The 1,192-nt window shown below is 33.7% G+C and carries 2 protein-coding genes and 1 pseudogene; 1 reads left to right on the forward strand and 2 read right to left on the reverse strand.

Annotated features, from left to right (window positions below):
* A pseudogene (locus G3O09_RS21945) lies at positions 1–226 on the reverse strand (hypothetical protein); the annotation flags it as partial.
* Positions 223–723, reverse strand: a complete 501-nt coding sequence (locus tag G3O09_RS21950) for a Rok-like winged helix domain-containing protein (protein ID WP_163103562.1) — start codon at positions 721–723, stop codon at positions 223–225. The pseudogene G3O09_RS21945 and the gene G3O09_RS21950, both read right to left, overlap by 4 nt.
* 237 nt (positions 724–960) lie before the next feature.
* Between G3O09_RS21950 and G3O09_RS21955 the strand changes: the two genes are divergently transcribed.
* Positions 961–1,192: hypothetical protein (locus G3O09_RS21955; protein WP_163103563.1), on the forward strand; the 232-nt coding region annotated here is incomplete at its 3' end.

The raw sequence follows: 1,192 nt of genomic DNA on the forward strand, positions 1-1,192 counted from the left end.
GTCCCTCACTAAGAGTAACTTCAAACTCATCCGTCTCTACTATCATACCCGACATTATCGTGTCACTTTTACTGATTTCTTTATAATGCATTAATACCTGACAAGTTGAAAAAACGAGTGGTCCGAGCAACTCTTCACTCTGAGTATCCATGTCTTCAGCTATTCTTTCGTTAAGAACAAAATCAATCCCATCATCACTTTTGTCAAATTGAAACAAAAAAATCAAGTCTCAGATCCCCCGTCAATACTGACCGATAAAGTAGCTGGCTCCATATCCTCTATCGGCGATGAAGTTTGTTTTTCATAAATATACTGACCTCTATATGGCTTTTTCACTTTGGAATCAGTTGTCATAACACGATTCATAAATTGCGTAATGTTTCCAACGCTTTTTCCTGTACTCTTTTCAACGGATGCAGCTATTTCCTTTCCACTAATCGCTGCAGAGTGTTCTTTTAATACTTTAATCGCTTCTTTCGTAAAAGTGGTATGCTTTCTTTTATTTTTTCGTCTCTGAGATTTGGTTTTAACCTGAGCAGAAGCAAGTGTTGCTTCTGGTTTTATTGTTTTGGAAGTGGCGTTTGTTGTCTCCGCTTCCTCATCTAATTCTCTAATTCGATTCAAAATTTGACTTCTTTCCTTTTGAAATTCTTGTATGATTCGAATTTCTAAATCTTGAATCTGTTCTAGTCTCATCTTCATTGCAGCTCTTTCATCAAACATACATTTCCCCCGTTACTGTTTCTATACTTTAAATTTCTTCAAGAAGTTACAAAATCCTGTATATTCTTTATGATGATTTACCAAGCAATTACTAATTATATAATTCTAGGAGCACCTAGAATTTATTGTAGATGGACTCATTCTTAATTCTTAATGCTTTTGTATTTAAATTAAAGAGTGAAGTTCTTGTTCATTTGATTTATAGTATGAATAAACACATGTAGAGGATGGTGTAATATGGGAAGAACTAGTTCGAAAATCAATGATCTACAACGCAGAGTAGCTCAACTCGAAGAGAATGATCAAAGAAAAACAAGAGAAATAAAAGATATAAAACGACAAGTTGATTTATTAACTGATGATAGAATTATACAAATGTTACAAGAAACAAATTCACCATATTCTAATAAACCGAGATACTCATATGATGAAATAGCCTCAGCATCTGGCCGTTCAACAGGTTATATTT

Source organism: Peribacillus alkalitolerans, from assembly GCF_010882125.1.
GTDB lineage: Bacteria > Bacillota > Bacilli > Bacillales > DSM-1321 > Bacillus_BN > Bacillus_BN alkalitolerans.

Coding starts and splice junctions, on each gene's coding strand:
- G3O09_RS21950 (WP_163103562.1), bottom strand. CDS start 723: ATGTTTGATGAAAGAGCTGCAATGAAGATGAGACTAGAACAGATTCAA.